The sequence below is a fragment of the Bradyrhizobium yuanmingense genome, from assembly GCF_029167105.1.
Taxonomy (GTDB): Bacteria; Pseudomonadota; Alphaproteobacteria; order Rhizobiales; family Xanthobacteraceae; genus Bradyrhizobium; species Bradyrhizobium yuanmingense_A.
In genome coordinates, this window is record NZ_JARFML010000039.1 from 64,669 (window position 1) to 71,893 (window position 7,225).

The 7,225-nt window shown below is 58.1% G+C and carries 4 protein-coding genes; 1 reads left to right on the plus strand and 3 read right to left on the minus strand.

What is annotated here, in order from left to right; translation table 11 throughout:
* Positions 1 to 63 precede the first annotated feature (63 nt).
* Positions 64 to 1,458: an FAD-binding oxidoreductase gene (locus P0R31_RS34220; RefSeq protein WP_275519108.1), complete on the plus strand. Its 1,395-nt coding sequence runs from the start codon at positions 64 to 66 to the stop codon at positions 1,456 to 1,458.
* Positions 1,459 to 3,164: 1,706 nt separating this feature from the next.
* On the opposite strand, the gene P0R31_RS34225 is transcribed toward P0R31_RS34220, so the two are convergent.
* The 3 genes from P0R31_RS34225 to P0R31_RS34235 form a co-directional block, all read right to left on the minus strand.
* On the minus strand, positions 3,165 to 3,950 hold the full coding sequence (locus P0R31_RS34225) for a helix-turn-helix transcriptional regulator (protein ID WP_275519110.1): 786 nt from the start codon (positions 3,948 to 3,950) through the stop codon (positions 3,165 to 3,167).
* A gap of 1,154 nt (positions 3,951 to 5,104) precedes the next feature.
* The gene (locus P0R31_RS34230; protein ID WP_275519112.1) at positions 5,105 to 5,725 is read right to left on the minus strand and encodes a J domain-containing protein; all 621 of its coding nucleotides are present in this window, start codon (positions 5,723 to 5,725) and stop codon (positions 5,105 to 5,107) included.
* Between the two features lie 784 nt (positions 5,726 to 6,509).
* Positions 6,510 to 6,938, minus strand: a complete 429-nt coding sequence (locus P0R31_RS34235; protein ID WP_275519114.1) for a hypothetical protein — start codon at positions 6,936 to 6,938, stop codon at positions 6,510 to 6,512.
* Between the last annotated feature and the right edge of the window lie 287 nt (positions 6,939 to 7,225).

Consider the following 7,225-nt stretch of genomic DNA (forward strand, 5'->3'; position numbering starts at 1 on the left):
CCAACGAAAGCGCTGTAGCGTTCTAATCGGGACATGCCGTGACGTTTAAGCAGTGTGAGGGACATGACGGACAGTTTCATCGGCCAGCTGTGCAACGCGCTCCGCAAAAGCTCGGTGCTAACTGGCACGGACATTGAGTCTCGCTATTACCACGATTTGGCCGGTAAACCGGTCGCGAAGCCGCGAGCGGTCGTCCGTCCAAGGACGACGCAAGATGTCACCGCCTTGCTCCGGCTCTGTCACAGTGAAAAAGTGCCATTAACGACGCAGGGCGGCATGACCGGATTGGTGCGGGGCGCTCTGCCGAATCCGAATGAAATTGTGCTGTCGATGGAGCTTATGAATGCAGTCGAGGAGGTGGACACCTCCTCAGGCGCAGCAGTGGTGCAGGCTGGCGCGCCCCTGCAGAAAGTACAGGAACGGGTCGGGCAGGAAGGCTACATGTTCCCACTCGATCTCGGTGCGCGCGGTAGCTGCACGATCGGCGGCAACATCTCAACCAATGCCGGCGGCAATTGCGTAATCCGGTACGGCATGATGCGCGACCTGATCCTCGGCCTCGAAGTCGTTATCGCTGATGGCACGGTGCTAAAGGGCTTGCACAAATACACCAAGAACAACACTGGGATCGACCTCAAGCAGCTTTTCATCGGCAGCGAAGGGATTCTGGGCGTGGTGACGCGGGCCGCTTTGCGCATCTTCCCCGCCCCTATAGAGAGGCAAGTGGCGCTTTGCGCCCTGCCTTCCTTTGAACGAGTCATCTCAATGTTTGGGATGGCGCGAAAACATCTGGGCGGAGAACTGACGGCATTCGAGGTGATGTGGAACGAGTACTACCGCCTTGTGCTAGAGCGCGTGACGGGCGTGACCCGGCCGCTGGCTGTCAATTATCCCTTCTATGCCTTGATCGAGGCCTCCGGTGACGATGCCCATCGTGTCCACGCCGATCTGGAAAAGCTGCTCGATACGGCAATGCGCGCGAACATGAGCCTTGACGCGACGCTCTCGATGTCGAATGCATCTGCAGCAGCGATATGGCGTATCCGAGATTGCAGCTTGGAACTTGCCCGGACGTTTCCTTATGCCGCACGTATTGCCCTCGACGTCAGCATCGCCATCAATCAGATGGATCAGTATGTCAAGACAATTGTTAGGCGTATTAAGGGCATCGACCCCAGAGCGTTCGCGATTGTGTTCGGTCACGTCGGCGACGGCAATCTGCATGTCGAGCTACATCACGAGCACACGCCTGACAGGCGGGAAGAACTAGAGAGGCTTGCTTATGAGATCACCGGTGAGTTCGGCGGATCTATCTCAGCGGAACATGGCATCGGCATAGTTAAGCGGCCGTATCTGAATATGAGTAGGACAGCGGAGGAGATCGAAACGATGCGTACGCTCAAGCGGGCGCTCGATCCTAACAATATCCTGAACCCGGGACGAATTTTCATGATGTGAGAGGATGCGAGAACGGAGCGGGGAGCTCGGCCTGAACGACAATACCTGCGTTGGCTTTTCCCGAAAGTTGGGGCCCAACTTGTCATGGCTTTGACCCTGCCTCATCGCAGTGTACGGCTTGCTTCGCTTGACGTCGATAAAGAGATTGCTGATGCGGCCCATGCTCGAACTGTTTGCATTACCAGTTCGGCTCAAGCTCGGCTCTCATCGTGGCGGGGATTGATCTCGGCCCTTGAAAGCAAACTATTGCCTCGAGACTGCTAACCGCACTCCTTCGTCGTCATGCCAGTTGAGGCGATGCCGTGCCTGCTCGCCACGGGATACAGCTTGCAATTTCTCAATTGTTGTACACTATGGCGTCCAGCAGCGGCTGGCGAGCAGGGTCGATAAGGATCATCGCCTATCCTGAAAGCGTGCAACCTCGATCAAGATTGTAACCTGCTTGTGCCGGTGAGTGGCTTGTCCCCTCACAGAACAAGATTGGTAATTTCCGTTGCAGCCCACAAGGCCGTCGAACCTAGTCTTGCGGCGCGAGGCGCCGGCACCGGCGACGACTAAGGGCCGACGCCGTTCACGTAGAGCTGATTCAGCCGCCACCGGCTCACGGGCGTGTCTTTGGGTTACAAGACGACATTACATTACGCCACAGAGACGAAGTGCCCGGGCTAGGATGCGCCCTGACCGGGCCGAGCCTTCCCGCTGGTAGAAGTCTGTCAGGCTTCGAGCCAAACCAGACCACGAACTCACGCCGGGCGCGTCATCGGATCAGGCACGGTCGTAGCGAAAGCTGTGCCCGTTATGGGACCAACTCTCGGGGGGAGGGATCTACTCTCTGGATCTGCGCCAGCTCTCGCTCCGATGTATTGACTTGCTGGTCAATTTCTTCACTTAGTTTACAAGAACAGCCAGTGCGGTACGGGTATCCGCTGGTAGCGGTAGCCCGTCGTCATCCACAAGGCCAATGGCCGCTCTACCCTTGGCCGGTCCGACAAGAATCCGCGCCTCAGCAAGATGGATGGCGCAAACCGCCATGGTTCTCTGGCATCACCACAGTCGCAGGGGCATGTCCGCCGTTGTTCGCCAACATCCGTCGAACGTCTCTAACTGCTTGCCCGCTCGCCTTTAATTCCCACTGGAAAGTTGGCTTATCCCCGGCCGGCGTGACCGGGACGATCTTATCGTTTGTCGGGAGCCTGAGCGAGTTGCTTCGCTTGCAGCGGACTGCCGACAATCACACCGGGCAAAAGGCGTGCGCACGCGCGTAGACCGCCATGCTGTTGCCTATAACCTCGAGCACCACCTCATCGGCAGCGGCACCTCGATTGCCGAATCGAGATAAGGCCGGGACGGCTGGCGCAGCCTCGATCGCCTCGGGACGGTTGCTGGAGGGAATGAAGATGATGTCGGCGTCTTCCCGCCATCTCGTTGAGCAGCCTGTTTAGCAACACAACGCTTGAGAGGCGGATTGAGTCTGGCGCAACGAGACTTGCATGCAACGACGACGCCCCAAGTCCTCACCGGGCGCTGTTGAGGGACACCGCACACGCGCGCCTAATGCGCTTGCCTGCCCAGCTATCTGGTTTGAGCCGCTTTCCGTTGCAGTACATCGTTGAAGCCACTTGACATCGGTTGTCCCGATCGGCGGCAATGACAGAAGAGACCGCTCGAGGACGGGGCCTTTAATCGTTCCTCTAAAGGGCACGGAGTTAAATGAGGCGGCGTCGGGTTGCTTTGGCTACAGCATTTGTCCGGTTCGCCGCCCCCAGCTTTCTGACGACGTTCTTCATGTGGAAGTTGACGGTATTCTCGCTGACCTCCACAAGTCGCCCGATTACCCAGGCTGACTTTCCTTCTGCGACCCAATATAGGCACTCTGTTTCTCGCTGTGTTAGCGGAATGTCTGTCTCCCAACCTTCATCAAGCGGCGGTGTAATCTGCGCGACAGCGTTGTGAAACGCCGACGCCAATGTCGTGAGATGAGCCATGCGATCCTGTGGATCGGCATCATCGAAGGGAGATGCAAACGATACGAAAGCCAATCGGCCTTGCGATCCAAACAATGGAACGCTTATGCCATGCTTAAGACCTGCTTCTTTGGCCTCGTGTAAGACGCGCAGCTCACGGGGCTGCAGTTCATATCGACGGGTCAGTTCATCCCAAAGAAAGGGCCTGGGCAGCATTGCTGTCCGCTGGACTACCGGGTCGATCGCTCGATACCCTTGCTCAGCATAGCGTTGACACCAATCAGACGGAAAGTTTATAGTTGGCGGGGGCGGCAGATAGTCCAGCAGACGACGCTCATTCGGGCAGGTGAGAGCTCCGTACGCGACTTTATCAAAGCCTTCCTTGCTCGCGCAATTCACAAGAAGATCGAACAGCGCCTTGATCGATTTTGTCTGTGTAGCGCATTCGACGAAGCTGAATAGGTCTGGCCCGCGACTTTCCCGTCCGCTTGAAGAGAGTGGCATTTCGCCGTGCGATTGGTCATCCATGTCTATTTCCGTTTTACTTGCACAGATGTTGGCTCTGCTTGTTGCAGCTGGACGCCCGCACGAAGGAAAGCGCCGGGCCCGAAATGTTCGACCCGGTCTCAGCGCGTACCGAAGATCAGATAGGTGGAGCAAGCCGGCGCGCGCCGCCCGCAGCCTGAGCCAACGCGGAGCTGGCTTCGTTCGTTGCCGACCGGTCGGGTTGCTATCCCTGCCGAATCGTCGCGTGCGGATCCAGACTCTCGAAAGAATGGCTGGCAAATGATGCAGCGGTTGCGGCGGACAAGGGTCAGCACTTCTCGTAAGAACATACCAACATCTAGAGCGCCGACGTAAAGAAGTGTGCTCGGCACGGAACTCTGCGCGCAGCTCGACACACCTCAGGTCACGGACCAGTGCAGCCCCCTCAGGCGCTTGCGCATGTTAGGCCGGCACTCGCGGACATTGACAACCAGCTGCTTGACAAGGACGACGGCGTACATGCGATCCTCAGGACTTCCAAGAACCAGCATGATGGGCACAGCAATTCTCGTACCACCTTCCGATTTGGCAAAATGGCCTCTTAAGAGAGAGGCACTCAGAGAAAGACGGTCTGATCTGAGGTGTTTCGAGCGGATGCGACATACGTAAACATGCGACAACGTCTCAGGCGCGACATCGAATTGATACAGATCAAGAGCGTGATTAAAGGCCGGTTGCCTCACCTGCACTGACGCGGAACGCGGATGGGCGCTGCCTGTGAGTGCGGTCCTAAGGCCCAAGCCAGATCCAGTAACGGCCTTTCCATCCTCGAAACCGAGCAGCGGAGTAGCAGTTTAGTCTTGCGGGGTCTTTGAGCAGACGATGGCCGGCTCTTTCAGCGTTTCGCTGTGGCGCCCTTTGCGAACCGGCCCCTTCGGCGTCGTGAGCACTTGCCCCCTCCTTGCAAAGCCGAGGAGCGAACAAATGAAGGAGGAAAGAATCACGGAAGGCTCGTCGTGGATTGATCCGCGGCCCGCTGTTGATAAAGACTCCGGCTAACTTGGCGGAGATGCTGCGCCTTTCACGCGTAGGCGTGGGGGTCTGAAGCGGATTACACGCCAGCTCGGATGCAGCCTTCACACGATGAAGGGCTACGTAGCGGCCGGTGGGATGAAGCCGTTCAAGTCGTGTCCGGGCTAGCTCTCGCGCACCACAGTCTTCAGGTAATGGTAGGCCTTGATGATCTCGACCAGGCGATCCTCCGTGGAGCGGTCGCCGCCATTGGCGTCCGGATGGTGCTGCTTGACCATCTCCTTGTACTTCGCCTTGATATCGCCGAGCGTCGCGTTGGCATTCAGGCCCATCACCTGCAACGCTTTCCGCTCGGCATTTAAAATCTTGCGCGCCTCAGGCTTGGCTTTTGCGCGGGGGCGGGCACTGGCGCGTCCGTTCAGCTCGACGAGCGTACAGGCATGGCAATCGTCATCGACATCGGCCGCGCTGCCGTTCATTTTGCGGGCGCTGATGTTCTCGCCTATCTTCCAGGTCGGACGATGGCCGGTCAGCGCGTCGTTCTGGTAGCGCGCGACCGCTTCCGCGTTCATCCCCGAGAAGAAATTGTAGGACTGATTGTATACGCGAACATGGTCGATGCAGAAGTGCCAATATTCGCGCGCATTGTCGCGGCCCTTGGGCGCGGGATGGCTGGCCTTGTTCTGGCAACCCGGCCATTCGCATCGCGCCGCGGTCTGGCGCTGCTGCGCTTCCTGCTTGTTGATGCGAATGGAGGCGAAGATTTCGGATGTGTCGATCGGCATGACCCGGCTCCGTTGGCGGAGCGGCAGTTAACAGGGCCGCTTCTATGCTAGAGAATTGGTTTGGACGGCAAGTTGGGTCTCGCTCCGCCTTCTGCGTCTATGTAGTGGCACGAGGGAGCAGGCACCTCTTAGCAATCGACGTGCCAGGACTCGCAAGCTTGGTTCAGACAATCATCTCTTGACGATTTCAGATCGACTCAATCGCAATTTGCTGTCGGGTTCTGCACATGGAGGTCTTGAACGGGACCAGGTGAATACGGAGAAAGCGGGAGCTATGCGGGTCTGGGTGATGAAGCCCTCAGAGAGGCAGCCTATCCAGGCGGATGGCGAACCTGCGAGAACTTCTCCAAGGAGGCGATACGGCTCGAAGGAGACGATCAATATCTTGCCCTTCGGTCAGTTGTCTGCGGTTGTCCATGCACTGCTACAAACTCTCCGCAACATAGCGCGTGATCTGTGTGCCCGGGCCGTCCAGACGGAATTGCCTCGTTCCGGAGACGCCGGCGAGCTGAAGCCGCGGCGGATGGTCGTGCCCGGCCGTGCGGCTCGGCTATGGCGCGGCGCGCAACATCGCAACGAATATCGGTGCGATCGAGGTTGCGAGGCCCAAGGTGAGGATCGGCGCGCGAGCGGCTCGCCCGTTGGATCCGCTTGACCTTGGCCACTTTGAGCGCGGCGGACCAGGAGCCTCGATCCCCTGCTGCCCGCCCCTTAGCTGCGGGTATGTCGACAGTCGACTCCAGGAGGCGCTCTTGGCGCAGCTGGAAAGGATGCGCCGAACCTTTCACCTTCGGTGATTTCGGACCTGAACGAGCAATTGAGGGGCGGATACGAGCGCTGGCAGCACAAGAGCATCAGTGTAATCAAAAAAGATGCCGAACCGGTTTGGGGCGGCAAGAAGGCCATGCAGGATCTCAATGGCGCCAAGCCGGCGGTCGGGGAGCATGCACTCGAATACGCTCGTCGACAATCGCGCCAAATATGCGCGTCCTTGATTACCCGACAAGAATTGCCAATCTAAAGCCTCTTGGCTTTCTATGACTTTCCTGTTGAGCACCGGAGAAAGCTGAGGCATACAATCCGATCGAGAGCATCCGCCGCGGTTCGGCACATGGGCGTGCACGCCAAGTTGTCGCCACAAACCGTACGATTGATGGTGCAAGCTGATCGACGTCGCGTCAAAGACGTTGGGCTGGCTGAGAGCTTCAATCAATGCCGAGATCGTGGCGGCATCAGAGTGGCGACGCCATTGAGCTCGTCCCGAACGCGCAAAATCATGCCGCCTCCTCCACTTCCTTACTAGTCGAGCGTTTCCTTGGTTCGAATCATATCAGGCGGCCTCGGCGAGTTTATAGGACCAGGTGTGGATGACCGGATGGCGGTTCACGTCGTCGATGCCGGCCATGATGCGTTGCTTCAGCTCGTGTTTTGATGTCACCCGGATGTGGCGCAACACCGAGCGAGCAAATTTGGAGAAGAAGCCCTCGATCAGGTTGAGCC

Bases quoted from the DNA above. Each gene is read 5' to 3' on its own strand.
- P0R31_RS34220 (WP_275519108.1), top strand. From the start codon at position 64: ATGACGGACAGTTTCATCGGCCAGCTGTGCAACGCGCTCCGCAAAAGC.
- P0R31_RS34225 (WP_275519110.1), bottom strand. From the start codon at position 3,950: ATGGATGACCAATCGCACGGCGAAATGCCACTCTCTTCAAGCGGACGG.
- P0R31_RS34230 (WP_275519112.1), bottom strand. From the start codon at position 5,725: ATGCCGATCGACACATCCGAAATCTTCGCCTCCATTCGCATCAACAAG.